Origin of the sequence: Pseudokineococcus basanitobsidens (genome assembly GCF_037482545.1) — a bacterium.
Taxonomy (GTDB): Bacteria; Actinomycetota; Actinomycetes; order Actinomycetales; family Quadrisphaeraceae; genus Pseudokineococcus; species Pseudokineococcus basanitobsidens.
In genome coordinates this window covers 102,193-127,572 of record NZ_JBBIAA010000009.1, presented here as the reverse complement: position 1 = coordinate 127,572, position 25,380 = coordinate 102,193, and the positions used below count along the sequence as shown (strand labels likewise).

General features: G+C 76.3%; 23 protein-coding genes and 1 pseudogene. 9 read left to right on the top strand and 15 right to left on the bottom strand.

The window, feature by feature from the left end; translation table 11 throughout:
• Positions 1-209 precede the first annotated feature (209 nt).
• The 5 genes from WDZ17_RS10075 to WDZ17_RS10060 all read right to left on the bottom strand — a co-directional run bounded on the left by WDZ17_RS10075 (position 210) and on the right by WDZ17_RS10060 (position 3,091).
• Positions 210-929, bottom strand: coding sequence for a GAF domain-containing protein (locus WDZ17_RS10075; RefSeq protein WP_339575021.1), 720 nt, complete (start codon positions 927-929; stop codon positions 210-212).
• A 10-nt stretch (positions 930-939) separates the two neighbouring features.
• Positions 940-1,248: a YkvA family protein gene (locus tag WDZ17_RS17490; RefSeq protein ID WP_422631931.1), complete on the bottom strand. Its 309-nt coding sequence runs from the start codon at positions 1,246-1,248 to the stop codon at positions 940-942.
• 147 nt (positions 1,249-1,395) lie between these two features.
• A complete protein-coding gene (locus tag WDZ17_RS10070; RefSeq protein ID WP_339575020.1) occupies positions 1,396-1,812 on the bottom strand; it encodes a cation diffusion facilitator family transporter in 417 nt (138 codons plus the stop codon).
• Between the two features lie 59 nt (positions 1,813-1,871).
• Complete coding sequence (locus WDZ17_RS10065; protein ID WP_339575019.1) at positions 1,872-2,663, bottom strand: cation efflux transmembrane domain-containing protein; 792 nt, start codon at positions 2,661-2,663, stop codon at positions 1,872-1,874.
• The gene (locus WDZ17_RS10060; protein WP_339575018.1) at positions 2,663-3,091 is read right to left on the bottom strand and encodes an ArsR/SmtB family transcription factor; all 429 of its coding nucleotides are present in this window, start codon (positions 3,089-3,091) and stop codon (positions 2,663-2,665) included. Before WDZ17_RS10060 ends, WDZ17_RS10065 begins: the two co-directional genes overlap by 1 nt.
• A gap of 32 nt (positions 3,092-3,123) precedes the next feature.
• Here WDZ17_RS10060 and WDZ17_RS10055 point away from each other — a divergent pair, with 32 nt between their 5' ends.
• Entirely contained in the window at positions 3,124-3,753 is a 630-nt protein-coding gene (locus tag WDZ17_RS10055) for an MmyB family transcriptional regulator (RefSeq protein WP_339575017.1), read from the top strand.
• Positions 3,754-3,880: 127 nt separating this feature from the next.
• Here the strand turns inward: WDZ17_RS10055 and WDZ17_RS10050 are convergent, their stop codons facing one another.
• The 5 genes and pseudogenes from WDZ17_RS10050 to WDZ17_RS10030 form a co-directional block, all read right to left on the bottom strand.
• Positions 3,881-5,359, bottom strand: coding sequence for a DHA2 family efflux MFS transporter permease subunit (locus WDZ17_RS10050; RefSeq protein ID WP_339575016.1), 1,479 nt, complete (start codon positions 5,357-5,359; stop codon positions 3,881-3,883).
• 5 nt (positions 5,360-5,364) lie between these two features.
• Complete coding sequence (locus tag WDZ17_RS10045; protein ID WP_339575015.1) at positions 5,365-6,231, bottom strand: alpha/beta fold hydrolase; 867 nt, start codon at positions 6,229-6,231, stop codon at positions 5,365-5,367.
• A gap of 215 nt (positions 6,232-6,446) precedes the next feature.
• Positions 6,447-7,551, bottom strand: a pseudogene (locus WDZ17_RS17485) (amidohydrolase family protein).
• A 592-nt stretch (positions 7,552-8,143) separates the two neighbouring features.
• Positions 8,144-8,929 (bottom strand): hypothetical protein, encoded by a 786-nt coding sequence (locus tag WDZ17_RS10035; RefSeq protein ID WP_339575013.1) that lies wholly within the window; start codon positions 8,927-8,929, stop codon positions 8,144-8,146.
• A 309-nt stretch (positions 8,930-9,238) separates the two neighbouring features.
• Positions 9,239-9,883: a TetR/AcrR family transcriptional regulator gene (locus WDZ17_RS10030; RefSeq protein WP_339575012.1), complete on the bottom strand. Its 645-nt coding sequence runs from the start codon at positions 9,881-9,883 to the stop codon at positions 9,239-9,241.
• Between the two features lie 55 nt (positions 9,884-9,938).
• Here WDZ17_RS10030 and WDZ17_RS10025 point away from each other — a divergent pair, with 55 nt between their 5' ends.
• Entirely contained in the window at positions 9,939-10,775 is an 837-nt protein-coding gene (locus WDZ17_RS10025; RefSeq protein ID WP_339575011.1) for an SDR family NAD(P)-dependent oxidoreductase, read from the top strand.
• Positions 10,776-10,820: 45 nt separating this feature from the next.
• Positions 10,821-11,588: an SDR family NAD(P)-dependent oxidoreductase gene (locus WDZ17_RS10020; protein WP_339575010.1), complete on the top strand. Its 768-nt coding sequence runs from the start codon at positions 10,821-10,823 to the stop codon at positions 11,586-11,588.
• 177 nt (positions 11,589-11,765) lie between these two features.
• On the opposite strand, the gene WDZ17_RS10015 is transcribed toward WDZ17_RS10020, so the two are convergent.
• On the bottom strand, positions 11,766-12,194 hold the full coding sequence (locus WDZ17_RS10015; protein WP_339575009.1) for a DUF1232 domain-containing protein: 429 nt from the start codon (positions 12,192-12,194) through the stop codon (positions 11,766-11,768).
• A gap of 493 nt (positions 12,195-12,687) precedes the next feature.
• On the opposite strand from WDZ17_RS10015, the gene WDZ17_RS10010 reads away from it, so the two are divergent.
• Positions 12,688-13,125: a VOC family protein gene (locus WDZ17_RS10010; RefSeq protein ID WP_339575008.1), complete on the top strand. Its 438-nt coding sequence runs from the start codon at positions 12,688-12,690 to the stop codon at positions 13,123-13,125.
• 77 nt (positions 13,126-13,202) lie between these two features.
• Here WDZ17_RS10010 and WDZ17_RS10005 read toward each other — a convergent pair whose 3' ends face one another.
• The gene (locus WDZ17_RS10005) at positions 13,203-13,547 is read right to left on the bottom strand and encodes a hypothetical protein (protein WP_339575007.1); all 345 of its coding nucleotides are present in this window, start codon (positions 13,545-13,547) and stop codon (positions 13,203-13,205) included.
• Between the two features lie 1,247 nt (positions 13,548-14,794).
• Here WDZ17_RS10005 and WDZ17_RS10000 point away from each other — a divergent pair.
• Positions 14,795-15,640: an MBL fold metallo-hydrolase gene (locus tag WDZ17_RS10000; protein ID WP_339575006.1), complete on the top strand. Its 846-nt coding sequence runs from the start codon at positions 14,795-14,797 to the stop codon at positions 15,638-15,640.
• Positions 15,641-15,897: 257 nt separating this feature from the next.
• Here the strand turns inward: WDZ17_RS10000 and WDZ17_RS09995 are convergent, their stop codons facing one another.
• Positions 15,898-16,257, bottom strand: coding sequence for a hypothetical protein (locus WDZ17_RS09995; protein ID WP_339575005.1), 360 nt, complete (start codon positions 16,255-16,257; stop codon positions 15,898-15,900).
• Positions 16,258-17,468: 1,211 nt separating this feature from the next.
• On the opposite strand from WDZ17_RS09995, the gene WDZ17_RS09990 reads away from it, so the two are divergent.
• Positions 17,469-18,590: a GGDEF domain-containing protein gene (locus WDZ17_RS09990; protein WP_339575004.1), complete on the top strand. Its 1,122-nt coding sequence runs from the start codon at positions 17,469-17,471 to the stop codon at positions 18,588-18,590.
• A gap of 216 nt (positions 18,591-18,806) precedes the next feature.
• On the opposite strand, the gene WDZ17_RS09985 is transcribed toward WDZ17_RS09990, so the two are convergent.
• Positions 18,807-19,307, bottom strand: coding sequence for an Lrp/AsnC family transcriptional regulator (locus tag WDZ17_RS09985; protein WP_339575003.1), 501 nt, complete (start codon positions 19,305-19,307; stop codon positions 18,807-18,809).
• A gap of 122 nt (positions 19,308-19,429) precedes the next feature.
• Between WDZ17_RS09985 and WDZ17_RS09980 the strand changes: the two genes are divergently transcribed.
• Positions 19,430-20,383 carry a DMT family transporter gene (locus WDZ17_RS09980; RefSeq protein WP_339575002.1) on the top strand — a complete coding sequence of 318 codons (954 nt, stop codon included), beginning with the start codon at positions 19,430-19,432 and terminating at the stop codon, positions 20,381-20,383.
• Positions 20,380-20,826 carry a DUF2000 domain-containing protein gene (locus tag WDZ17_RS09975; RefSeq protein ID WP_339575001.1) on the top strand — a complete coding sequence of 149 codons (447 nt, stop codon included), beginning with the start codon at positions 20,380-20,382 and terminating at the stop codon, positions 20,824-20,826. Before WDZ17_RS09980 ends, WDZ17_RS09975 begins: the two co-directional genes overlap by 4 nt.
• A 337-nt stretch (positions 20,827-21,163) precedes the next feature.
• On the opposite strand, the gene WDZ17_RS09970 is transcribed toward WDZ17_RS09975, so the two are convergent.
• Positions 21,164-21,727, bottom strand: coding sequence for a hypothetical protein (locus tag WDZ17_RS09970; RefSeq protein ID WP_339575000.1), 564 nt, complete (start codon positions 21,725-21,727; stop codon positions 21,164-21,166).
• A 1,275-nt stretch (positions 21,728-23,002) separates the two neighbouring features.
• Here WDZ17_RS09970 and WDZ17_RS09965 point away from each other — a divergent pair.
• A complete protein-coding gene (locus WDZ17_RS09965) occupies positions 23,003-25,375 on the top strand; it encodes a diguanylate cyclase domain-containing protein (RefSeq protein WP_339574999.1) in 2,373 nt (790 codons plus the stop codon).
• Positions 25,376-25,380: the final 5 nt, after the last annotated feature.

The window sequence follows — 25,380 nt, the reverse complement described above, 5'->3', positions numbered from 1 at the left end:
TCCACGAACACCTCGGCCAGCCGCTGCGGTCCGTCCATGTCGTCCCTCTCCTCTCCCGCGACGGCGGTGTGGGCGCCGCGGATCTGTGACCACCCTGCCGGTCCCCCGGGACCATCCCGGCCGGCACCACCGGCCATCCCAGACCGGCCCGCCCACCGGCGTCAACACCGGTCTGTCGGCGTCAGCACCGGCCGGCACCATCGGCGCGCTCAGGTGGTGTCGTCGGAGCGGAAGTGCACGAGCCGGGTCAGGACGTCGTGGGCCAGGTCGGCGACGGGGCGACCGGTCGCGAAGGCGTGGGCCCGCAGCAGCAGCAGCGCCGAGGCCAGGGAGACGCCGGCCTGCACCGAGACCATCCCGGTGGCCTGGTGGACCTGCGCCCGGTCGTCCAACACCGGGATCGTCTGCGGGCCCAGGGCCGTCTCGCCCTCGGGGGTGTGGGACTGCAGGTGCAGCAGCACCGCGGTGGCGGCGTCGGCGAACGCCAGCGCCTCGGCCAGGTCCGACCCGGCCAGCGGCCCGGTCACCTCCCGGTACAGGTCCAGCACCCCCAGCCGGATCCCCCCGACCCGCAGCGGGAGGGCGAACACCGCGGCCACCCCCGCCGCCAGCGCCTCCCCGGTGAACGCCGGCCACCGGCCCGGCCCCTGCGCGGCGAGGTCGGCCACCAGTACCGGCCGCCCCGTGCGCGAGCAGTCCACGCAGGCCCCCTCGCCGAGGGTGAACTGCAGCTCCTCCAGGGCCCCGGCCGGGCCGTCGGAGGCCGCGACCGTGCCCGCCGGGCCGGCGTCGGTCATCAGCATCAGCCCGACCCCGGTGATCGGCAGCGCCGCCGCGCAGCGGGCGACCAGCGCGCCGGGCAGCTCGGCGACGTCCACGCCGCCGCCGGCGACCTCGGCCAGGATCTGTCTCGTGCGACCGCTCGCCACACCGTCCTCCTCACCGTCGTCCGCCACCGTGGGACGGGTCCGGCCGTCCGCACCACTGTGGCAGGAGTCGTCCACCGCCACCCGGGCACGGGTGCGCAGCCCGCGGACGGTCTCGGGCGTGGCCCTCGTCGTCCTCGGCGGCCGTCGAGGACACGGTCGAGGAGGTCGGGGCGGGCAGGCCAGGCGCCGAGGAGGACGGGCGGGCCACGGATCGGGCGGCGTAGCGCAGCAGCACGACGGCGGCGACGTCGTCCAGGGGCCCGATCACCGGCAGGAACTCCGGCAGGAACTCCGGCAGGAGATCGATGGGGGACAGCACCCACCCGACAGCGAGGAGGACGGCGAGCTTCGCGCGCCGGGCACGGCGTCGCACCGGAGCAGGCGTCGTGCCGTGGTGACGCAGGCCGGCACGAGCTCGGTGACATCGCGCAGGAGCCCCGGCGGCAGCCGCCTCGCGCGACGACCATCACGAGGCAGCTGACGGCGTAGAACGCCAGGACCACCCCCACCGTCGCCGACCAGCTGTGCACGGGCCGACGACGTTGACGGCCAGTCCGACGGCGCCGAAGACGACCACGGCGGTGGCCTGGACCGGTGGGGGGTCGACCAGGCGTCGTACGCCCTCGACGAGGACGAGGATCCCGACGGCGAGCAGGACCGAGGCCTGCACGCTGGCGCCGAGGACCTCGGCGCGCCGGTAGCCCCAGGTCCGTCGGGCGGTGGCCGGGCGCAGCGCCAGCGTCGCGGCGACCAGGGCGATGGCCAGGCCGGCGACGTCGGTGAGCATGTGCCCGGCGTCGGCCGCCAGCGCCAGGCTCCCGGAGACCAGTGCGCCGATCACCTCGACGACCATCACGGTCGAGGTCGACGCCAGCACCACCACCAGCCGGGTCCGCTGCGACCCCGCGCCGCCGCCGGCAGCCGGTGCGTGGGCGTGTCCGCTCACCGGGCAGCGCCCGAGGGCGGCCGGGGCGAGGTGTCGCTGCCCGCCGGCGTCGGGGTGCAGCACCCAGCGGTGCAGCAGCCACCACCTGCCGGGAGGACTGCTCGAACGCCGGGGTCGGCGTGGCCGTGCGCCGGCGCGGTCACCGCGGCGACCGGGGTGCAGCAGGCGTCACCGCGCCACGCCTCGCGGCCCTCCTTGACGGCGACAGCGGCGATGACCAGGGCAGCCAGCGGGTCCGCCCAGGTCCACCCCAGCAGGCTGTTCAGCAGCAGCCCGACCAGGAGCACCCCGGACAGGTAGGTGCACAGCAGCGTCTGCTTCGAGTCCGCGACCGCCGAGGCCGACCCGAGCTCACGACCGGTGCGGCGCTCGAACCACGACAGGAACGGCATCACGACGAGGCTGAGCGCGGCCAGTGCGATCCCGACGCTCGAGTGCTCGGCCTCGGCGGCCCCCAGCAGGGTCCTCGCGGCGTCGAGCGTGACGAAGGCCGCCAGGGCGACGAAGGCCACCGCGATCACCCGCATCGCCGTCCGTTCGCGGGCCTGCGGGTCGGGGGCGGCGAACTGCCACGCGACCGCGGCCGCCGAGACGACCTCGACCACGGAGTCCAGACCGAAGCCGACCAGGGCGGCCGAGGAGGCCATCCGCCCGGCGGTGATCGCGACCACCGCCTCGGCCACGTTCCAGGTGATCGTGGCGGCCACGACCAGGCGCACCCGCCGGGTCAGCACCGCCCGGCGCCCCGGGTCACCGGTCGCCGCGGGCACGCGGGAGGTCCTCGCCATCACGCCACCACCGGACCTGCGAGGTCGACCGGTCCGGCGGGCCGGCCCTGGACCGGCTGCTGGGTCGGTGCGCCGTCGGTGGCCCCGTGGACGCCGAGGACGCCGAGCAGCTCCCGCCCGAGCGCGGTCAACCGGTAGACCACGAGCTTGCCGTCGCGGCGGGAGGACGCCAACCCGCACGAGCGCAGGACGCGGGCGTGGTGGGAGACCAGGTTCGCCGCCAGGCCGGTGACCCAGGCCAGGTCGCACCCGCACATCGGCCCGCCGGTGGCGAGGGCCAGCGCGATCCGCATCCGGGTCGGGTCGCCGAGAGCCTTGGCGGTGGCCGCGGCACCTTCCAGGGTCGGCGCCGCGGGCAGCGCGGTCCGCACCGCGTCGGCGTGCGGCAGGTCCAGGCACAGCAGGTCACACGTCTCGTCGTCGGCCACGGCGTCAACCTAACGCTGCTCGCTTCGTTGCGGTGGGCCGGCAGTGGGCCCTGGACACCATCACCGGCGGACCGGCGATCGTCCGCAACGGACGGATGGACCTGCTGGCGACCAACCTGCTGGGCTGGGCGATGCACTCGGCGCTGTACGACAGCCCCGCCGCCTGCGCCGGCGGCCCACCCAACTTCGCCCGGTACACCTTCCTCGACCCCGACTCCCGCACCTCCTACCCCGACTGGGACGCCGCAGCACGGATCTGCGTGACGATCCTGCGGACCGAGGCCGGCCGGGCACCCCACGACAAGGCCATGCACGACCTCGTCGGAGAGCTGTCCACCCGCAGCTCCGACTTCGCCGCCCTGTGGTCGGCCCACGACGTCCGCCTGCACGGGGTCGGCACCACGACGTTCCACCACACCGCCGTCGGTGATCTCGAGCTCGCCTACGAAGGCCTGGAGAGGCTGTCCGCGCCGGGCCTGAGCCTGACCCTGTACTCCGCCGAACCGGGATCACCCACCGCCCAGGCCCTGTCCTTGCTGGCCGCCTGGGCCGCCACCGAGCACGCCGAGCACCCCGCCGAGGCCCCGGCCCCTGCAGGCGGTGCGCCGCTCGGCTCGAGCCCGGTCCGGCCCACACCGCTGGACCCACAGAAACCCCGATGACAAGACCCGGGACCTCCGCCACGTCCGAAGGGGCTGTCGCCGGGTGCTCTGGCGGACCGCCCGAGCACAGCCCAGCGACCCGCACGGTCGGCGCTGCAGCCGTGGGCGCCTACTCCGCGGGTCTCCGTCATCGGCCTCGGCCGGGCAGCAGCAGGCTGAGGCCGGCCAGGGCGAGGCTGGCGAGCAGGGCGGCGGCGAAGGCGGCGCTGAAGGGGGCCAGGTAGCCCTGGGGCAGGGTGACCACGGTGACGAGCAGGGCGGTGCCCAGGGGGCTTCCCAGGCGCTGGGCGATGTTCAGCGTGGTCGTGGCGCGGGGGGCGCGGGAGCGGTCCATGCCCTGGTAGGCCCCGGCGACGGGGGGCAGTCCCACCAGAGTGGTGCCCAGTCCCCGGACGGCGAGGACACCCAGCAGCGCGGCGGTGGGAAGGGCCGGGGCCACTACCAGCGGCACGGTGGCGACGGCGAGCAGGAGCGAGCCGACGACCGCGGTGGTGCGCGGGCCGCGGCGGTCGACGAGCAGCCCCGCCCAGCGAAGCCCGAGGACCGCGCCGACGCCCTGGGGGATCAACAGCAGGCCCGCGCCCAGGGGGCCGGCCCCGCGCACCTGCTGCAGGTAGAGGGCGACCAGCACCACCGAGCCGTCGCCGACCACGCGGGAGACCAGCGCGAGCAGCACCGCCGGGCCGAAGGGCCGCCGGCGCAGCAGGCGCAGGTCCACCAGCGCCGCCCGGGGCCCCCTGCGTGGACGGTGCAGGCTCCACACCGCGAAGGCGGCCAGGGCGGCGAGCCCGGCGGCGGCGACGGCCACTCTTAGCCCCGGCGACGTGGTGCTCCCGCCCGGGTCCGCCCCGGCGCTGGACGTGCTGCCCAGGGTGGACAGGGCGTAGGTCGTCAGGGCCAGGCCCGGGGACAGCAGCGCCAGCCCGACGACGTCCAGCCGCTCGGCCTCGACCGGCTGCTCCGGCGACCGCCGTGAGGGTGGTCGCCGGTGGCGGTCGGGGTCCTCGCGCGGCAGACGTCGCGCCCCCACCACCAGGGCCACCACGGCCACGGGGACGTTGACCAGGAACACCCACCGCCAGGAGGCGGCCGAGGTGATCACCCCGCCCAGCACGGGGCCGAGCACCGGGCCCAGCGCGGCCGGGGCCCCGACCAGGCTCATCACCCGACCCAGCTGTGCGTCCGGGGTCACCCGCGTGACGATGACCTGCCCCAGCGGCACCAGCAGTCCACCGGCGACGCCCTGCGCGACGCGCAGCACGACGAGCACCGGCAGGCTCCACGCCGCCGCGCACGCCACGCTGGTCAGCGCGAAGGTCCCCACGGCGAGCAGGAAGACCCGACGCTCACCGACGCGCTCGACCAGCCACCCGCTGACCGGCAGCGACACGGCCAGCGCCAGCAGGTACCCGGTGACCACCCACTGCGCCGAGCCCAGGCCCGCCCCCAGGTCGCGGCCGATCGTGGCCAGCGCCACGGCCACGACGGTGGAGTCCAGCGTGGCCAGCAGACCGGTGAAGATCGCCACCCGCGCCACCCGCAGCACCTGCGGGGCGACCCGCTCCCGGGCCGGGCCGCCACCGGGCGCGCCCCCGCGCTCACGCACCACGGTCAGGCGAAGAAGCGCTGCAGCGCGTGCGCGACGACGGCGGGGCGGCCGCCTCGGGCGCGGTTCCACGGGCCGGAGTGGCTCAGCCCGTCGAGCTCGACGCGCTCGGCCCGGGGCAGGACGTCTTCCAGCGTCCTGACGCTCTGCTGCAGGAAGGCGGGGCTCCTGGTCCCGCTGAGCAGGAGCACCGGCTGCTGCACGGACGCGAGGGTCGCGACCTTGCCGTCCATGCCGCCGACCGCGGCGAAGTCGTAGCGGATGCCCGGGAGGAGCCGGCGCAACCTCAGGTACCGCGGACCCGGCGTGCGGGCGTCGGCGGCGAGGACGCCGGCCGCCAGCAGCCGCAGGACGGGTCGGGGGAGCACCCGGACGGGCGCCGGGGCCGTCCCGGCGGCGCGCAGGGACGTGATCAGCGCGGAGGGCAGGTCACCCGCGTCGACCTCCGCCTCGAACCGGCGGACCAGCGCCCACGGGAAGCCCTCGGGGTAGAACGGCGGCTCGTACACCGCGGCCCGGGTGATCTGCGGCAGCGTCCTGGCCGCCTCCAGCGTGATCACCGCCCCGGAGCTGAGGCCGAAGACACCGCGGGCCCCGGTCTCGGCGAGGACGGCCTCGACGTCCTGGACGTCCCGGGCGATGTCGTGGCTGCCGTCGTAGGGCCTCGGGCTCCTCCCGCGGCCGCGGCGGTCGGGGCTGTACACGGTGAGGTGCGGTGACAGCGCGGCCGCCAGCTCGCGGTAGTGCTCGGCGGTACCCGTGGCGCCCTGCACGAGGACGAGCCCGGGCCCGGTGCCCCGACGCAGGAACCCGATGCGCGTGCCGTCCCGGGACGTCACCTCGCCCCGGGACTCCGACGCGTCGCTGGTCATGGCCGGCCGATCTGTCGTGGCGGTGTGCGGCTCCTCGACGACGCGGAGCGACCTCCGGAAGGGTACGCAGTGCCGCACCGACGTCGCCGGGGGAGGTGGACGTGCGGATCCCGAGGACCAGGGCCGGGTTGTCGCGCTGGCCTCCCCGCCGACGAAGGTCCGTGAGCGCGGGGGCCGAGAGGTCGTGCTCGACGTCGACGAGCTCTCCAGCCGGCTCACGCCTTCGCGTCCGCCGCGACCTCGCGCTCGACGCCACCGCACCACACGCGCAGCAGGCGGCGGGTGGCGGTGATGTCGACGAGCGGGTCGCCGTCGAGCAGGACCAGGTCGGCCCGCAGGCCCGGCTCGACGGCGCCGCGGTCGCCGAGGCCCAGGTGCTGCGCCGGCAGCACCGTGGCGGCGCGCAGGGCCTCCAGCGGGGACAGCCCCGCCTCGACGAGCAGCTCCAGCTCGTGGCTGAGGCTCTCCCCGTGCGGGACGGACGCGGGGACGCCGGGGGCGGCGTTGGCGTCAGTGCCGGCGAGCACGACCACGCCCGCCGCGTGCATCGCGGTGACGCTCGCGCGGGCATGGCCGTAGTCCAGCCCGAGGTTGCGGGCCGTCGCCTCCATCATCGTCAGCGTCGGCACGGCGAGCCGGCCCTCGAGCGCCATCCGCGACGCGTCGTCCGGCTCGAGCGGGGCGTCCAGCGGCGCGTGCGTGACGACGTCGACGCCCGCCTGCTGCGCCGCCACGACGGTCCCGGTGGTCGTCGCGTGCGCGACGACGCGGCGCCCACGGGCGTGCGCCACCCGGACGAGGGCGTAGGGCGTCGAGCGTCGCCTGGTCCAGCGCCGTCGGCCCCGGGCGGTCGAGGATGACCTTGACGTGGTCCGAGCCCTCGGCCACACGCTGGTCGACGAATCGCTCGGCGTCCTCCGGGCCGGCCACGACGGCGTCAGCCGGGAGGCCCGGCATCCGGGTGTCGCGGACGGCGGGCGCGACGGCGGGCGCGCCGGCGCCGCGGATGTCCGTGAGACCGGCCACGCCGCGCAGCGAGTCGACGAGCGACGGCGGCCAGGTGCCCATGTCGAGCGCGGTGGTCACGCCCCAGGCGCTCAGCTGCTCGAGGCTCTCGCGGCCGTGCAGGTGCACGTGCGCGTCGACGAGGCCGGGGACGAGCACGGCACCCCCGGCGTCCACGACCTCCGCCCCGCCGGTGCCCGTGCCGATCAGGGCGCCGTCGAGGACGACGGTGGTGGGCGGCAGCACCTGCCGGCCGTCGAAGACCCTTGCGTCCCGCACCGCGGTCCGACGAGGCTGGTCTGCTGGTCCGGGCATGTCGTCCTCCTGGTGGGTCGGCGAGGACCGCGCGTCGTGGCGGGTCTCGGTGCGGTCTGCGCCGGGTCCACCGCGTCAGGTCTACCGCGTCAGGTCTACCGCGACAGGTCCACCGCGACTGGTCCACCCTGACAGGGCGGCTCAGCGCGCCGCCGCTCGGACCTCGGGTGCCGCGAGGTGGTCGGCGCGGACCCTGGGACCTTCGAGGGCTCCCGGACGACGACGTCGAGCGTCCGGCGCGGGCGCCACCAGCGCCGCGGAGCACCCGGCCCGCGTCCGCCGTCCAGCGCCGCGGAGAGGATGTCGCGGCGATCGCCCTGAGAGTCGCGCAGGCGGACCTGAGTGTCCAAGCCTGGGCGCTCGTCGTGGTGCAGGTCGCTGAGGCGAGAGCGCTCGGAGTGGTCCCACAGGTCGGGAGGGCAGCGCAGAGGCGAGGGCCCGGCGTCCGGAGGTGGAGGGCGCGGTGGTGTCGCCGGACGACGCCCAGGTCGAGGTCGTCGACGGCCTCGCCCACCGCCTCGACCGCGGCGACGAGGTCGCCGCGCCGGAGGAGTGGCCGCAGCCCGGGGGAGTGGCCGGTGGAGCGGGTACCTCAGCAGGCGCCGTCCTCGTAGCGGCACAGCTGCTCGTGCAGCGACGGGACGGCGGCGCGGACGTCCTCCACCGCGCTGCGTCCCTGCGGGTACTCCGGGCCCGACGACGCCGAGACCAGGGCGACGGCGGTGCCGCGGCGCAGCAGCGCGGTGGCAAAGGAGCTGTCCTCGGCCGTGGTGTCCACGAGGAAGGCCTGCTCGCCGGCCTCGAGTGGCTCGACGGTGCTGCTGCTGGCGACGAAGCCGGGCTGCGGCTCGTACTCCCCGGCGCACTGCTCGCGGGCGTACCGGCCGATCTCCTCGGCCGCCTGCTCGGCGTCCGCGACGGAGTCGAAGACCGCTACCTGGCGTCGGGTGAAGGCCTCGGCGTCGAGCTCCTGGCCGGCGGTGCCCATCGTCGTCGCCTGCTGCGGGACCACGCCGTCGAAGTCCGGTGGGCACTCCAGCGACCAGGCCACCACCTCCTCGCGGATGTCGTCGTAGCCGGAGAAGGGCGCCTCGACCAGGCCGGTGGGGACCGCACCTGCACCGGCGGGCGTCGCCTCGGAGGTGGCTGTCGAGGGCGCCGGGGACGGTGCGGGCGAGGAGGACGTCCCCCCGGTGCCGGTGGGCGTGGCGGCCGGCTCCGGGGTGGCGGTCGACACGCCGGCGTCCGTCCTGACGTCCTCGGGTGCTGCTGGTTCGGCGCCGGTGCTGGAGGCGCAACCGCTCAGGAGCGCTGCCGCCGCGAGGGCGGTCACCGACCACCGGGTCGGTGCCGTGTGCGTGGTGGTCGTCCCGGTCATGAGCACTGGCCTCCTGTCGTCTCGGCTCGAGCGGTCGGCAGCCACCATGCCGGAGGCGGCGCTGCGGTGCAGGCGCGAGCTACGCACCGCCGGCCGGCTCGGCGGGGACGCCGACGGCGCCGGCGCGGCCGGCGCGGCCGGGCTGGGGCCTTCTGCCCAGCCGTGTCCACCGGACCGAGAGCACTCCGACGGGGGGGGCGACCGGGCCCCGGCGTGCTCGAGCAGCCGTCGTCGGGTCGGACGGCGACGTGCCGGTGACGCGCGGACATGTCGTGGCCGCAACCGGCCCGCGCCTGGGTCCGACCGAGCTCAGGCGCCGGCTGACGCCGCTTCGGCCGCGGTGGTGGTGGGGGTGTGGAGCGTGGCCCAGGCGGTGTCGAGGGCGGCCGCTAGCGGCCAGCTCGCGCGCTCGGGCTGGCTGAGCAGCAGCCCGCCCTGGATGGCGGCCAGAACGGAGGTGGCGAGGCGGTCGGCGTCGGCGCCGGGGTCGATGCGACCGGCGGCCTGCATGCGGCGGACCCCGTCGGCGAGGCGGGTGCGCCACGTCGTCCACGCGGTCCGCAGGAAGTCGGCGGTCTTGGCGTCGGTGGCGGCCAGCTGCGCGGTCAGCGACCCGATCGGGCAGGCCCAGCGCCCGAGGTCGAGGTAGTACGCCTCGAGCCCCCGCCGCCACGCCGCCCACGACTCCCACGTCGACAGGTCGGACAGGTACGGCTCCTGCGCCGCGAGCAGCTGCTCGCCCTCCCACTGCGCCACGGCCCGGACGAGCTCGGCCTTGCCGCCGGGGAAGTAGTGGAAGAGCTGGCTCTTGCTCGTGAGGGTCGCGGCGCGGACGTCGTCGAGGCTCGTGCCGTCGACGCCGTCGTCGAGGACCCGCAGCGCCGTCGCCTCGACGATGCGTTGGCGCGTCGCCCGCCCCTTCTCGGTCAGGGCACCCTTCGTCCGCTCGGTCACCGGGCCAGCGTACGACGCTGGACCGTCCGGTCCACACCTGTGCTAAGAATGGACCATGCAGTCCAACACCGCGCCCTCCAACACCGCGCCCTCCAGCACCGAGGTCCTGTCGTCCCTGCCCCGTGACGCCCGCCTGGCGGGCCGCACCGCCGTCGTCACCGGCTCCTCCAGCGGCATCGGCGAGGCCGTCGCCCGCGTGCTGGCCTCCTCCGGCGCCGAGGTCGTCGTGCACGGCCGCGACGGCGCCCGCGCCGAGGCGGTCGTCGCCGCGATCCGCGTCGACGGCGGTACCGCGCACGCCGTCACGGCCGACCTCGGCGCGTCCCCCGACGCGGTGCGTGCCCTCGCCCGCGAGGCCACCGCCGCGCTGGGCGGTCGCGTCGACGTCCTCGTCAACAACGCCGGGGTCTACCCGGTGGGGCCCACCGCCGCCGCGTCCGACGCCGAGCTCGAGGCCGTGTGGGCCACGAACATCCGGGCGCCCCACGTGCTCGTCGGCGCCCTCGCGCCCGCGATGGCCGAGCGCGGCAGCGGCGCGATCGTGACCATCGGGTCGTGGATGGCGCGCACCGGTGTGCCCTTCGGCGCCATGTACACCGCGAGCAAGGCCGCGGCGGAGCAGCTCACCCGCACCTGGGCCGCCGAGTACGGCCCGTCCGGCGTGCGCGTCAACACCGTCGCCCCCGGCGCCACCTCGACCCCGGGCAACGCCGGCGCCGCGGACTCGCTGGCCGCGATGACCTCCACCACACCGGCCGGGCAGCCCGTGCGCCCCGTCGACATCGCCACCGCCGTGCGCTGGCTCGTCAGCGACGAGGCCGCCCTCGTCCACGGCGCGCTGCTCGACGTCGACGGCGGCCTGTCCGCCACCCGCTACCTCCAGCCGGCCTGAGCCGTGGCCCCCTCCACCCCCGACCCCCAGGTACACGAGTCCTCCGTGAGCTCCCTCGCCCGCCTCCGCGGCAGGACGGCGCTCGTCACCGGTGCCACCAGCGGCATCGGTCGCGCCACCGCCCTTCGCCTGGCCGCCGAGGGCGCGCACGTCGCCGTCGGCGGCCGGGACGCCCGGTGCGGTGAGGCCGTCGTCGCCGAGATCATCGGCGCGGGCGGGCGCGCCGTCTTCCTGCCGGTCGACCTCGACGGGACCGAGGCGGTCTCGCACGACGTCGCCGCCCGCGCCGAGGCGGCGCTCGGCGGGCGCGTCGACGTCCTCGTCAACAACGCCGCCGTCGTCTCGGTGTCCTCCACCCCCGAGACCACCGAGGCCCAGCTCGCCGAGGCGTGGGCGGTCAACGTGACCGGGCCCTTCTTCCTCGTCGCCCGGCTCGCCCCGGCGATGGCCGCCCGCGGGGGTGGCGCCGTCGTCGGCATCAGCTCCTGGATGGCGCAGGGCGGCACGCCCGTGGTCCCGGCGTACTCGGCCTCCAAGGCCGCGGCGGACGCGCTCGTCCGGAACTGGGCCACGGAGTTCGGGCCCACCGGCGTCCGCGTGAACTCCGTCAGCCCGGGTGTCGTGCGCCCCGTCGACGACCGGTCCGACCCGGGCTGGCCGTCGGTGGCGGGCACGCCGCTGGGCCGGTTCGTGCGCCCCGAGCAGGTCGCCGCCGCGGTGGCCTACCTGGCGAGCGACGACGCGGCGGGCGTGCACGGCACCCGCCTCGACGTCGACGGCAGCAGGACCAGCACCGCGGTCATCGCCGGGTGAGGCCCTCGAAGGAGGTCTCCGTCCGCTGACACGTGGTGCAGGCGAGCCGGCAGGCGACGGCCGGCGGGGAGGCTGACCACCCAGTAGTGCGGCTCGTCGCGGACGAGTCTGCGGCGGCCGGGGGCTCCCGCCTGCGAGGAGGAGGGTCGGAGCGTTCCCCCGGCCTCCCGGTCGAGCTCAGGACCCCACGAGCCGGCGCAGGGCGGCCAGGCCCTCCGGGGTCCCAGGCCAGTGACGTCCCAGCGCCTCGGGGCCGGCCGAGCGCGCGACCGACCGCAGCACGAGCAGGACGGCGATCGCGTCGTCGGCGTAGCCCAGGACCGGGACGACGTCCGGGACCAGGTCGACGGGGAAGGCGAGGTAGGCCAGCAGGAGCAGCAGCCGCACCCGCACACCGCGGGGCAGCGACCGGTCACCGGCCAGGCGTCTGACCAGCCGGACGACGTCGGGCAGCAGCCGCAGCGCGTCGCGCAGACGGGTCTGCTCCGGTGCCGCCTTCCACAGCACGACGAGCAGCAGGAGCCAGAGCAGGAGCAGGCCGGCGAGGACGCCCGTCAGGACGGGCCACGTCGAGCTCCACCACGACGGCACAGCCGACCATCTCACCGTGCTCGGCGGCGCACCCGCACGGCGCGTCGTCGCGCGGGTGGCGGTCGAGGTCTCCCGAGGACGGAGGCTCCGGCTCGCCCGCACTGCGGCGTCTGCGGGCCGGGCGGTACCGCGTGCTCTCCGAGGTGGACGACGTCGTCACCGTCGTCCACGTCGGGCGACCGGGCTGAGCGGGGGTGGTCCCGCCGGCAGCCGGTAGCGCACACGTCCTGCTGTCGGTGCCAGGTGCCAGGTGCCAGGTGCGCCGCAGGGTCGACCACGCCAGGAGGTCCTACCTCGGGCATGCACCCAGGTCCGGAGCGGGGGAGTCAGCCGTGAGCAGCGTCGCCGGTGAGCTGGCCCGGGTCAGGGGCGCGTTCGAGGAGCCCACGCTCACGCGCGAGCCTGAGCCATCGCCGTGACGACCTCATCACCAACGCCCCCACCCGTGTCATCGTGAAGTGGCAAGTTCGTCTGAGCGGCTCGCCCGCGCCTGGCTACGGTGCTGCGCGTGACCGTCAGGCTGGAGAACGTCGCCATCGCCGTGCGCGACCTGGAGGCGGCGATCGCCTTCTTCATCGACCTCGGGCTGAGCGTGATCGGCCGCGACACCGTCAGCGGGGACTGGGCGGACACCGCCGTCGGCCTGGACGGCAACCACGCGAAGATCGCCATGCTCGCCACCCCCGACGGGCACGGTCGCCTCGAGCTGTTCGAGTACCTCCACCCCGACGCGATCGAGACGCAGCCCACTCGGCCGAACGAGATCGGGATGCATCGCTTGGCCTTCTCCGTCGACGACATCGACGCCTCCCTGGAGGTCGCCGCCCGGCACGGCTGCTACCCGCTGCGCGGGGTGGCCACCTACGAGGACGTGTACAAGCTCACGTATCTGCGCGGGCCTAGCGGCATCCTGGTGATGCTCGCCCAAGAGCTGCACGCCAGCTGACGGGGATCCAACGGCTGCGGGTCCAGGACACCCGAGCGTGCCGGTTGCCGTCGACGACCAGGCGAGCGCCCGACCCGTCACACGTCCTGCGGGTCGTCGCCGGTGCTGTGGTGGGGTGGCGAGGTCAGCCGCACCCACGCGCTGGCGCTGATGGACTCGTGCGGGAAGCCCTCGGCCCGGTAGGGGTCGACGATACCGAGGCCGTCGGGGGTGGAGATCACGTCGTAGGCACCGTCGCCGGCCAGTGCCACCACCATGCCGGGGGCCTGTCCTCCCCCCACGGGGGTCAGCAACCGCGTCACCAGGTCCGACGGTAGGTGGGCGGGGTCGACCAGCAGCAACGCGGCGGTCTCCACCCGCACGGCACCCAGGGGGACCTCCTCGTCGAGGCCGTCATCGGGGTCGTGGTCGGTCTGGGGCACCTGGGCACGCTAGCGCCCGGGAGCGCGCGGGGCGACGAGCAGTCGCCGGGCGGCTCGAACCGGGACACCGGGCGGCTTGGACCGGGACAGCGGACGCGGCAGCTCGGGGAGGGCCACGGCGCGCTCGGCGGCCGTGATGCCCGACCGACCGCTCGGCCTGCTCGGGCGCACCAGCGCTGGTCGGCCTCGGGCGTCGTCTCGGCACCGTCGAGGTCGTCGGTGTCGGGCTGGACGGCGGTCCCTGCCGGCGGGACGCCGTCAGCGAGCGCGGATGACGTGCCCGCGCGGCGACCCAGGGCCTGGCGTGACGCCGCTGATGGTCTTGCGCGGTCCGGGGGTGTTGGTCACGGTGGAGGTATGGAACCTCGACGGCGACCAGCACGCGCAGCTCGTCACGTCCGCAGCGGGCCCGTGGTCACGACCGGACTGCTGGTCTCGGTCCCGGGTGTCGGTGCCTGCGGTGGCTCGGTGCAAGGCAGCGCAGGGGCGGTCCCCGTGGTCACGCCCCGGGCGACGGTCCCCACCGGCGCGCGGACCGCGGCCTCTGGGAGCGGGTCGGCGTCCGCGACTGGTGCGCCCCCGGCCCTGGGTGCGACGACGGGCTCGTCGAGGACCGCGCAAGGTTCGCCTGGTGCGAGCAGGAGGCTGCCGGCCTCGGCGGGGCAGGTGCCGGTGGCCGGCGAGGACGGCCTCACGATGCTGGCGACCCGGGGCAGCGGCGGGACGGTCGTGCAGGACGCCGCCGTGAGGGCCGTCGACGACGGGCGCGGGGGCGTGGCCCACCAGTCGCAGGCCCCGCAGGACGCTGGGGCGCTCGTGCGGGTGGCCTCGACCGGTGCCGACCCGGTCGCGGTGGTCCCGGCGGGGTCGGCCGACCAGGTCGTCCTGCACGGAGCCGCCGTGGTCGACAGGGGCCCGGCGGTGGTGCTCAGCGTCGAGGTCACCGGGACGCAGCCGAGTGACGACCGGCGGCCGACCCAGAGCGTGCGCCTGCCCGACGGTGCCCGGCAGCGGGTCGACGACGTGGGCGGGTCCGAGTCCGGTCTGTCCGGGGCGGCGCACGGGCAGCGGCAACCACCGGACGACGGTCCCGCCGCTCGTCGACCTGGTGGCGACCGGCGTCGTCGACCCGACGCGGTCCACCACCCTCGGCACGCAGTCCACCTCGGCGGACGACGCGTCCCAGTGCTCCGACCGGCGCGAGGAGGGCTCACGACGGTCCTTCGACGTGGCGTGCGGGGCCTCCGATGACGAACCAGCCCACCGGCGGCCCCGACGCGGCGCCGGTGGCGTCCGTCGAGTTCGTCGGGACCGCGACGACGGTCTTGCGGCTGGGGCCGTTCACCCTGCTGACGGACCCCAACTTCCTGCACCGCGGCCAGCGCGCGTGGCTCGGCTACGGCCTGATGTCCAAGCGCCTGTCCGAGCCCTCGCTCCAGGTGGAGCAGCTGCCCGCTCTGGACGGCGTCGTGCTCAGCCACCTGCACGGGGACCACTTCGACCGCGTGGCCCGCCGCGGGCTCGCGCGCGAGCTGCCCGTCGTGACCACGGGCGAGGCGGCGGACCGGCTGCGGCGCTGGGGTTTCGGGGGAGCCCGCGAGCTGGGTACGTGGGAGTCCACCGAGATGCGCCGGGACGGCTGGACCCTGCGGATCACCTCGACGCCGGGCACGCACGGGCCCGGGCCGGTCGCGCGCGTGCTGCCCGACGTCATGGGAAGCGTCTACGAGCTCTTCTCCGGCGAGGGTGCGTCGGAGAGCGAGCTCGTGCACCGGCTCTGGGTGAGCGGCGACACGCTGCGGCGACCCTTCCTGCGCGAGGTGGTCGACCGCCACGGGCCCCTGGACGCGGCCGTCCTGCACCTCGGCGGCACGCGGGTGCTGGGGCTGCTCGTGACGATGGACGCCCGCCAGGGCGCCGACGTCGTCCAGATGCTCGAGCCCGGCGTCACCGTCCCGGTGCACTACGACGACTACACGGTGTTCCGTTCCTCGCTCGGCCACTTCGTCGACGAGTGGCGGCTGCGGCGCCTGCCCGGCGAGCTGCGCGTCGTCCAGCGCGGGGAGACGGCCTCGCTCGTCCGCACGAGCTGATCTGTCCCGCGAGGGCACCGGCGACGGGCGAGGTCGGCGGTGCCCGCACTGGGGGACGGCCCTGTCGAGGTCAGGTGTCCCCACCGTGCCAGAGGTAGTTGGCCTACGAGGACCCCTCGAGGACGCCACCTTCGGGTGGAGGCATGACCCAGCACCTGATCGCCCCCTCCGCCACGTCCGGGACTGCTGCACGCGTGGAGGGCATCAGGCGTGTCGTGCCCTCGGGGTGCTGCGCCGACCGGATGGCGCCGCCGCCCTCAGGGAGCGGCGGGTTGCATCCGGGGCGCCTCGAGGTCCAGCAGCACCCCGGCGCCTCTGACCTGGAGGACCTGCCGGACCCGTGGGGTGGCGCCGCGTACGCGTACCCGCCGTCCTGGGTGGGCCCGGTCGACGTGCTGGGCGCACCGCAGCAGCAGCACCACCGCCTCCAGGTGCAGGTAGGTGGCTGCGGACAGGTCGGCCACCCGCACCCGGGCGAGCTGGTCGGCGCCGGGGACGCTGCCGACCGTGTCGGCGTCGACCTGCCCGGCCATCACCAGCAGGTGCGGGCACGCCAGCGTCACCGACGCCGCCGGGCCCGACCGCGCCGCGGTCGCGGGGAGAGCCGCGGTGGTCATGACCAGTGAGGTACCGCGCCATCCCGCGCCGCACCACCACGACCGCGGGACCCGGCCCCGCGGTCACCCGGACAGACCAGCCGGGGTCCGCGGCGAAGGGGGGCCGGAGTGCCAGCCAGGGTGCGCGGGGAGGGGCGCCGCCGTCGTCCTGCCGGCCACGGGGTCGGCCGGGCCGGCGGCCGCCGCCGGGCAGCCCCGGCCGGACGGGCGCCTCAGGTCGGGCGCGCCGGTGCCGACGAAGGACGGCACGGACACCGCCCCTTGCCCCCGGGCGGTCCGGTCTCCCACGCGCCCCGGCCCGTCGAGCACCCCCGGCGGTCGTCGTCGTCGTCGCCCGATCCCGCCGGGGGCGTCTCGATGTGCATCCCGTGCCACCAGCCCGACTGCCCGTCCCTGACCCACGCCGAGGTCCCGGCGCTGCCCCTGGCTGAGTACGAGGCCACCACGCCGCCACTCCCGGCCCCGGCCGGGCAGCCCGGACCCGTCCGGGCGGGTGCCCCTCGCCGCGTGTGCGACGTGTGCCGCCAGGACTGCCGCTACCAGCCCCCGCCGACGACCCGGCCACGCGGGCCCCGCCCGCCGCGGTGGGCCTGCCCCGAGCACGGACCGCGCCCCAGCCCCGTCCTCCTGCGCACATCGGGTGCGCCCACGATCACCGGCTCGACCAGCCGCGCCCCCGCCGAGGTGACGTGAGGGAGTCCTCTGCTGGACCCCCGGACGTGGTGGCGACTACTCTCGGCAACATTCGGCACGATCCGCCCGGTCACGGGTTCCCGGGGGCAGGGCGGCGTGCGGCTCGAGGGGGTGCGCATGCCGCGGACGTCGCCGTCGACGCATCGGGCACAGCCCGGCGTCACCCGCGGGAGGCCGGTCGGGCGGCGCCATGCCGGCCGCAACAGCTCGGTGCTGGACGAGCAGATCACCCGGGCCGTGCGAGAACGTACCTGCTGCCTGGCCGAGCCCTACCGCAGCGTGGTCGGTCGGCTGCTCCGGGACCTCCTCGACGAGCGTGCCAGCCGTGACCCGCGTCGTCACCGGTGCCGATGAGCCGGACGACTCGCCACGTCCCGCCTCGGAGGCCGCGTCACACGGTCGACCTCCCTGACGGGCGGACGTCGCGGCGGGTGCTGGTCACGTCGGGCCCAGGCTGAGCCCGTACCGGGACGACCGTGGATCTTCACCGGGGCGCCGCGAGTGCCGATGGATGCCTCGTGGACGGTGACGCAGCCGCAGCGCAGGGCGACGTGCGATGGCCGCCAGGCGCGACCGGCGCGACCGCCGGGCGGCTCGTGCGCCGCTGGTGGGCGCGGTCCACCGCGCGGGTCGGGGTCCCGGTCGCTGCTGGTCAGGGGCTGCTGCTGGCCACCGCGCTGATCGTGGTGGTGACCATCCCGTTGCAGCGCCCGGACCTCGCGGGCGGGCGCGCCGTGGTCGGCGCCGCCGCGGTCCTGTTCGTCGCGGCCCTGCTCACCCCCGCCCTCCCCTGGGCGCGGTGGCCCCAGGGCACCGTGCTGGTCTTCCCGGCCCTGACCGTGACGACCCTGGCTGCCCTCAGCCACTGGGGCGGCGGGCTGGGCGCGGCCTACGTCGGCGTCTACGTCCTGGCTTTCGGCTACCTGGGGTTGTACGCCCCGGCGCGTACCGCCTGGTGGCTGCTGCCCCTGGCGGTGTACTGCTACGGGCCCACCGCCGGTGGCTGGACGAACCAGATCGTCGCCCGCCTGGTCGTGGTGGTGCTGGTCTGGATGCTCGTCGCCGGTGTGCTGGCCGCGATGCGCCGGGCCCAGCACGAGGCGCACCAGGCCCTCGAGGCCGCCGCCTGCACCGACGCCCTGACCCAGCTGGACAACCGCCGCGCCTTGGAGCAGCACCTGGACGTCGTCCCCGCCGGCACTGTCGTCGTGGTCTGCGACCTGGACCACTTCAAGAGCGTGAACGACACCCACGGCCACGCCGCCGGTGACCAGGTCCTGGCCGACTTCGCCGGGCTGCTGCGCGCGCAGCTGCGCAGCGCAGACCGCGCCGTGCGCTACGGCGGGGAGGAGTTCCTGCTGCTGCTGCAGGCCCAGCCCCGCGCCGTGCCCGACGTCCTCGCCCGCCTGCACCAGCACTGGGCCCGCCGTCAGCCCGGCATCACCTTCTCCGCCGGGTGGGCCGTCCACCGCCCCGGCCGCGAGGTCACCGCGACCATCACCGCCGCCGACCAGGCCCTGTACCGGGCCAAGACCACTGGCAGGGACCGTGACGTCCCCGAGGCCCCGCCCATCCCCTTGCAGCGCGGCCCCCGCACCTCCACCGGTCCTACCCCGGTGCGGCCACCAACGCAGCGGTGACGTCTGGCAGGTCGCGGGCCGGCGTGGCGACCTGTCGAGCTCTGCCGGTGCGTGGTGGCCGCACCGCGCGGTGGGGGGTGACGACGCGCCGGGCTCCCGTAGGGGATGACCGCGGCACCCGGCGCTCGAGCGCAGCCGTGGTGCCTCGCGAGCAGCGCGCCGCTGCCGCGAGGCCTGGTCGGCATGTGAGGAGGCGTCCGTACCCGGCGTCGCTGCTCATCGGTGCCTGCTCGCCGGCGGCTGCGTGGCGCCGACGGACCTCGCGGGCAAGGGCTCGAGTGCGGGGCGCCGCAGGTGCTGGTAGACGATGGAGGTGCGGACGTCGGCCACCTCCGGGCGCTCGGTGAGGCGGTCGATGACGAACGCGTAGAGGGCGTCGGTGTCGGCCACCGCGACGTGGATGAGGAAGTCCTCCCCGCCGGACACGACGAAGACCGCGACGGTCTCGGGGAGGGCGGTGGCGAAGTCGCGGAACTCCTCGATCCGCCGGCGGGCGGGAGGGCGGATCCGCACCGCGATGAGAGCCTGGACCGATCGCCCCAGGGCGGGCAGGTCGACGTCGGCGTGGTAGCCGCGCAGCACCCCCCGGGCCCGCAGGGAGCGCACCCGCTCCAGCGCGGTCGAGGGCGCGACCCCGACCCGCTCGGCCAGGTCGCGGTTGGTCAGCCGAGCATCTGCCTGCAGCTCGGCCACCAGAGCGGCGTCGAGCTCGTCCATCGCGATACCTTCCGTCGCTGTGCCGAACGATGTTCGGGACGCTTGCGTCGTGCGCTGCACATCCTCAAGAGTACGTCGTCGTGCCTTACCTCTGGCCGCTCGATCGCATCAGGTCCGCACGTGTGGACCGTTCTGCCTCCTCGCCGGCGGCGCCGCTGCTCGTGCTCGCCGCCGCCGCGCTGTGGGGCACCACCGGGACCGCGCAGGCGCTGGGCGGCGCGGGCGACCCGGTCGTGGTGGCCGCGGCCCGTCTGGTGGTGGGCAGCACCGCTCTGGCTCTGGTCGTCGTCGTCACCGGTGGCACCGGCGCGCTGGTGCGGTGCCTGCGCCCTCCGTCGCTGGCGTGGACGCTGACGGCGGCCGTGGCCACCGCGATCTTCCAGGCCGCGTTCTTCTCCGCCGTGGCCACCACCGGGGTCACCACCGGCACCGTCGTCGCGCTGGGCACCGCCCCGGTGGCGACGGGGCTGTGCGCGGCGGCGTTCTTCTCCGAGCCCCTGACGCGCCGCTGGGCCGGCGCCACCGTCCTGGCCGTGACCGGCTGCACGGTCCTGGTGGGTGCCGCCGGCCCGGGTGCCAGCACGGTGGAGCCGGCCGGGGTGGTCCTGGCGGTGGTGGCCGGGACCTGCTACGGGCTCTACACCACCGCCGCCAAGGCCCTGCTGGAGCAGGGCGTGCCCGTGGTGGCGGCGGTGACCACCACCCTGGGGCTCGGCGCGGTGACGCTGGCCCCGGTGCTGGTGCTGCGCGCGGGTGAGCTGGCCGGCGCGCGTCCGCTGCTGATGGTCGCCTGGCTGGGCCTGGCCACCACGGCGGCGGCCTACCTGCTCTTCGCGTACGGCCTGCGCCGCCTGCCCGCGGCGACGGTGGGCACCCTGAGCCTCGCCGAGCCGCTCACCGCCGCCACCCTCGGGCTGGTCGTGCTCGGGGAACGACCCGGACCGTGGGCCGTCGCCGGCGGGTTGTGCCTGCTGCTCGGGCTGGTCCTGGTCGCCCTGCGGCCCCACCGCACCGGCGCCGGCGTCGTCGCCACCCCCCGTCCCACGACGACCACCGGAGAGCAGGACCTGCCATGACCGAGACCCCCGCCGAGACCACGCCCGCCGGGACCTCCGGCCCCGAGCGGTGCGTCGTCGTGGTCGACCGCGACCTACCACCGGGGCTGGCCACCAACGCCGCCGCGGTCCTGGCGCTGTCCGTCGGTGCCCGCTACCCCGACCTGCCCGGCGACGACCTGGTCGACGCCGACGCTGGGGTGCACCCCGGGTTGATCCCCATGGGTCTGCCCGTGCTCGCCGCCCCCGCGGCGACGCTCGCCGGACTGCGCGCCGCCGCCCTGGCCCGAGACCTCTTCGTCGTCTCCTTCCCCACCGCCGGGCAGCAGACCACCGACTACGCCGACTTCACCCAGACCGTCGCGGCCACCCACCCTGACGACCTGACCTACCTCGGCCTGGCCCTGTGCGGGGCGGCCAAGCCCGTGCGCAGGCTCACCGGAGGTCTTCCTCTGCTGCGATGAACCAGCCACGGGGCGCCTTCCGCATCGGTGGCCGGGTTGCTGGACGCCAGCGGGACCCGAGCCGCTTCGCGGTGCCAGAGCCGGCCGAGGCGCCGGTGATCTGGCCGCCGGCTCGGGCGATGACGCCGGGCCCAGGGCCGACGTCGACCAGGACCTCCGTCGGCGGGTGGGGTGTCCACGAGGCGGACCCGTGCCGCGGGTGCCGCTGTCGACCACCTCTTCGGCGTGGCCCCGGGCTCGTGCTGGGTGGTGCCGCCGCCCGCCGCCCGCCGCCGCCGGCCACTCGTCGGTCCGCCCTCCTGGTCGGTCGCTCTCCCCCTCGTCGTCGAGGGAGGTGTCAGCGGTGCAGGACCCTGTCCGCCGCCGTCCGCGCCAGGCCACGGCTGACCTCGGAGGCCTTCTGCTGCTCGCCCTGCTGGGCGGTGAGCGCGAGGAGAACGCCGGTGAGGGCCGGGAGCATCCACTGGACGGTGCGGAGCTGGCCCAGGACGGTCCGCGCCTCGGCGGGGGTCTCGGGGAGGGGCTTGACGCCGGTACGAGCCGGGACCCGTCCGACCGCGGCCGCCTTCGCGCCCAGCGCGCCGGACCAGGCCGTCGCCGCCAGGGCCGCGCCCGTGACGACGAGCTTCGCCGTCGTGTTGGCCCGCACCCCCTCCTGGTGGGCGGCGCGGCCGCGGTTGCGGTACAGGACCACGGCTCCCCCGAGCAGGTGCGAGCCGATGGCCGCCGCCTGCAGAGGCGCCCACCGCGCCCAGCCCGCCGTGGCGACCGGGAGGCGCTCGTCGGCGTCGGACACCACCCCTGCGGCGCCGTTGAGGCCGACGGCGCCCATGAGGGATCCGCCGAACCAGGCGGCGAGCCCGACGTCGTGCATCGTCCGGACGATCGTGCTGCGTGCCATGGGTCTCCTCAGGTGTGTACGAGGTGCCGGCGGTCCGGCGGCGGCGGGCGCGACGCCGGTGCCGCTCGACGGGGCTCACCGGGCAGGTCCGGACGGCCGGGCCGGTCACCGGGGACCGGGGCGACGCGGCCTGACGACGGCTCGTCGCCGCCCGTCCGAGGACGATGCCTCCTCGGCCGGAGAGACGCATCCTGGAGTCCCCCCACGCGGGCGCACGCCGCCGAGCGTGCTGGGTCGCCCTGGGAGCACGACCAAGCCGTGGGGGCCCGACGGCACGGCACCGCCGTCCAGGTGCGCCTCGCCGGCGAGGACGTCGCGGGCGCCGGGGACCCTCGAGCCCCATGGGCTCGTCCTCCAGCGGGGACGCGGGTGAGGAGGCGCTCGCCACGTCCGACGGACCCACCGAGGCCGTCAACGGGCGCCTGGAGCACCTGCGCGGTACCGCCATGAGCTTCGGGGCTGTTCGCGCTGCCCCGACCGGCCCAACGGGACCCGGCGGCAGATGTCCGACCCTGTTCCGACGTGCCGGCGCGGGCGCGCTCTTCTTCTCGTGCGCGTGGAGGGGCGGGCGGTCACGGGCATCGGTTCGAGGGCCTCGCCCCGGAGCGCCGGGCGCTGGAGCCGGAGGCCGCCTTCGACCGCACCGCCACCTGGGTGCGGACGCACCCGTCCGCGGTGGACGCAGCGGCAGCCGGGGCGTTCCTGCTCGTCCTCCTGCTCCTCGTCATGGGGAGAGACAAGGCGGGAAGGGTCCCGTTGCACGTCCAGCAGGTGCCGCTGGCATGACGCCGGGCAGCACCTCGCCCGACCTCCGGGCCCGACGTGGCGGCGAGCCTCGGCGTGCTCATGCGCGGCGAGCTCCCCGACCCCGGCCCGGTCGCCGCAGCTGCCATGGGGCTGCTCGTGCTCGCCGTCGGTCCGCTGAGCCCCACCTGCGGGAACCACGTGGTCGCGCTCGTCGAGCGCGCCGGCTGCTCGAGACCGAGGAGCCCGGCTCGCCGCCCGGCGTCGGCTGGACGCCCGGCGAGGGCCCGGACGACGACCTCACCCCGTCGACCACGACGGGCGGTCGCGGCCCGCGCTGGGGGCGCTGCGCTCCTCTGACGGCCCGCCCGCGCCGGCGCCCACGCGCGAGGGCGGCGGCCGGCTGCTCCGGCCGGGTGACGGTGCGGCCACCGCCTCGGGGACGCCGGCGGGGCGCCGACGTGGAGGGCGAGGGGAGCGTCGAGCAGCCGGCGCCTCCCGGGCGGAACGAGTGGACGGCAGGGCGTGGGCGTGGTGGAGACCTCAGGCAGCGGTGGACCGGTCGGCCCGGAGGCCTCGGCCGACGACGTCCGTTCGGTGGTGGCGGGCGGCGTGCGCAGCGTCTTCCAGCCCATCCTGGACCTCGACTCCGGCCGCGTCGTCGCCTACGAGGCGCTCGCCCGCGGGCCGGTCGGCAGCGCCCTCGAGCGCCCGGACGCGCTCTTCGCGGCAGCCCGTTCCCACGGCCTGCTCGGCGAGCTCGACCGGGCCTGCCGCGCGGCGGCGTTCCGCGGGGCCGTCGAGGCCGGCCTGCTCGCCCCGCTGACGCTCTTCGTCAACGTCGAGCCCGAGGTGCTGGACGCCGCGCCGCTGGACGAGCTCCTGGCGCTGGCGGAGGAGGCGCCGGGGCAGCTGCGCGTCGTCGTGGAGATCACCGAGCGCGCCCTGGCCGCGCGTCCCGCGGAGCTGCTGCGCACGGTCGACCGCGTCCGCGAGCTCGGCTGGGGCGTCGCCCTGGACGACGTCGGCGCCGACGCCCTCTCGCTCGCGTTCATGCCGCTGCTGCGGCCCGACGTCGTCAAGCTCGACCTGCGCCTGGTGCAGGAGCGCCCCGGCCCCGCCGTCGCGCAGATCATGAACGCCGTCAACGCGTACGCCGAGTCGACGGGCGCGCTGGTGCTGGCGGAGGGCATCGAGGACGAGCGCCACCTGCGCGTGGGCCGGGCGCTCGGCGCCCGGCTCGGCCAGGGCTGGCTCTTCGGCCGCCCCCGGCCCGGCCCCGCGCCCGTCTACGAGACGGGCGAGCTCTCGCTGCCCGCGCGCACGGGCGAGCACCCCGGGCTCACCTCGCCGTTCGCCCTCCTCGGGGCGGGCACCGAGCTGCGCCGGTCCCCGAAGTCGCTGCTCATCGAGCTGAGCAAGCAGCTGGAGCGCGAGGCGATGCGCCTCGGCGAGACGGCGGTCGTCGCGGCCACCTTCCAGGAGGCGCGCCACTTCACGCCCGCGACCGCGGGGCGCTACCGCGACCTCGTCGAGCGCGCGGGCTTCGTCTGCGCGCTGGGGGAGGGGCTGCCGGCCGAGCCCGTCCCGGGCCTGCGCGGCGCCGAGCTCGACCCCGCGGACCCGGTCCGCGGCGAGTGGGACGTCGTCGTCGTCGGGCCGCACTTCAGCGCCGCGCTGCTCGCCCGCGACCTCGGGGACGGCGGCCCCGACCTCGACCGGACGTTCGAGTACGCGCTCACCTACGAGCGCGGGACCGTCGTCGCGGCGGCGCGCTCGATGCTGTCCCGGGTCGCCCCGCGCGCGGAGCTGCCACGGGAGGAGGACCGCGGGACGGCGCCGGCCCCGAGCGGCGCGGTCGGGGCGTCGAGCCCCTCGAGGGTCGTCGCGCCCCGGACGACGCCGGCGGGCGAGGCGCTGCTGCACCGGGCGCTGTCCGCCACGACGTCGGGCATCACGATCGCCGACATGCGCCGCCCGGACCAGCCGCTCGTGTACGTCAACGCGGCCTTCGAGCAGCTGTCCGGGTACCGCGCCGAGGAGGTGCTCGGCCGCAACTGCCGCTTCCTGCAGGGCCCCGACTGCGACCGCGACGTCGTGGACGCCATCCGCAGCGCGCTGCGCGCGGGCGAGGAGTGGCGCGGCACGCTGCTCAACCACCGCGGCCCGGAGCGCACGCCGTGGTGGAACGAGATCTACCTGGCCCCCGTGCTCGGCGACGACGGTCGCGTGGCGCAGTACATCGGCGTCCAGAACGACGTGACCGCCCGGGTCGAGGCGCAGCGCCAGCTCGAGCAGGAGCGGGACCGGGCCCGCAGCTACCTCGCCCGGATCGAGCAGCTCGCGTACACGGACCCGCTGACGGGCCTGGCGAACCGGCGACGGGTGGAGGAGCGGATCGAGGCGGCGCTGGCGGACGCCCGCGCCGACGGGCACGCCGTCGCCCTGCTCTTCTGCGACCTCGACGGCTTCACGTCGGTCAACGACGCCCACGGTCACGCGGTCGGCGACGAGCTGCTCCTCGCGCTGGCCGGCCGGCTGCGGGACCGGCTGCGCCGCACGGACCTGCTCGCCCGGCTGGGCGGGGACGAGTTCCTCGTCGCGCTGCCGGGCCTGGACCCGGCGACCGCCGCCGCGGACGCCGCCCGCGTCGCCGGCCACCTCGGCCACGACCTCGCCCGCCCCGTCGTGCTGGGAGGGGTCGAGGTGGTCGTCGGCGCCAGCATCGGCACGGCCCTGCACCCCGCCGACGGCGCCACGTTCGGCGAGCTGCTGCACCACGCCGACCAGCGCATGTACGTCTCCAAGCGGGGGCTGCCGGGCGCCCGGTCGGCGCCGGCGGGGACGGGCGTCCGCGTGCCCCGGCAGTCGCCCGCGAGCGCCTCGCCGGCCGTCCGGCCGTGACCTCG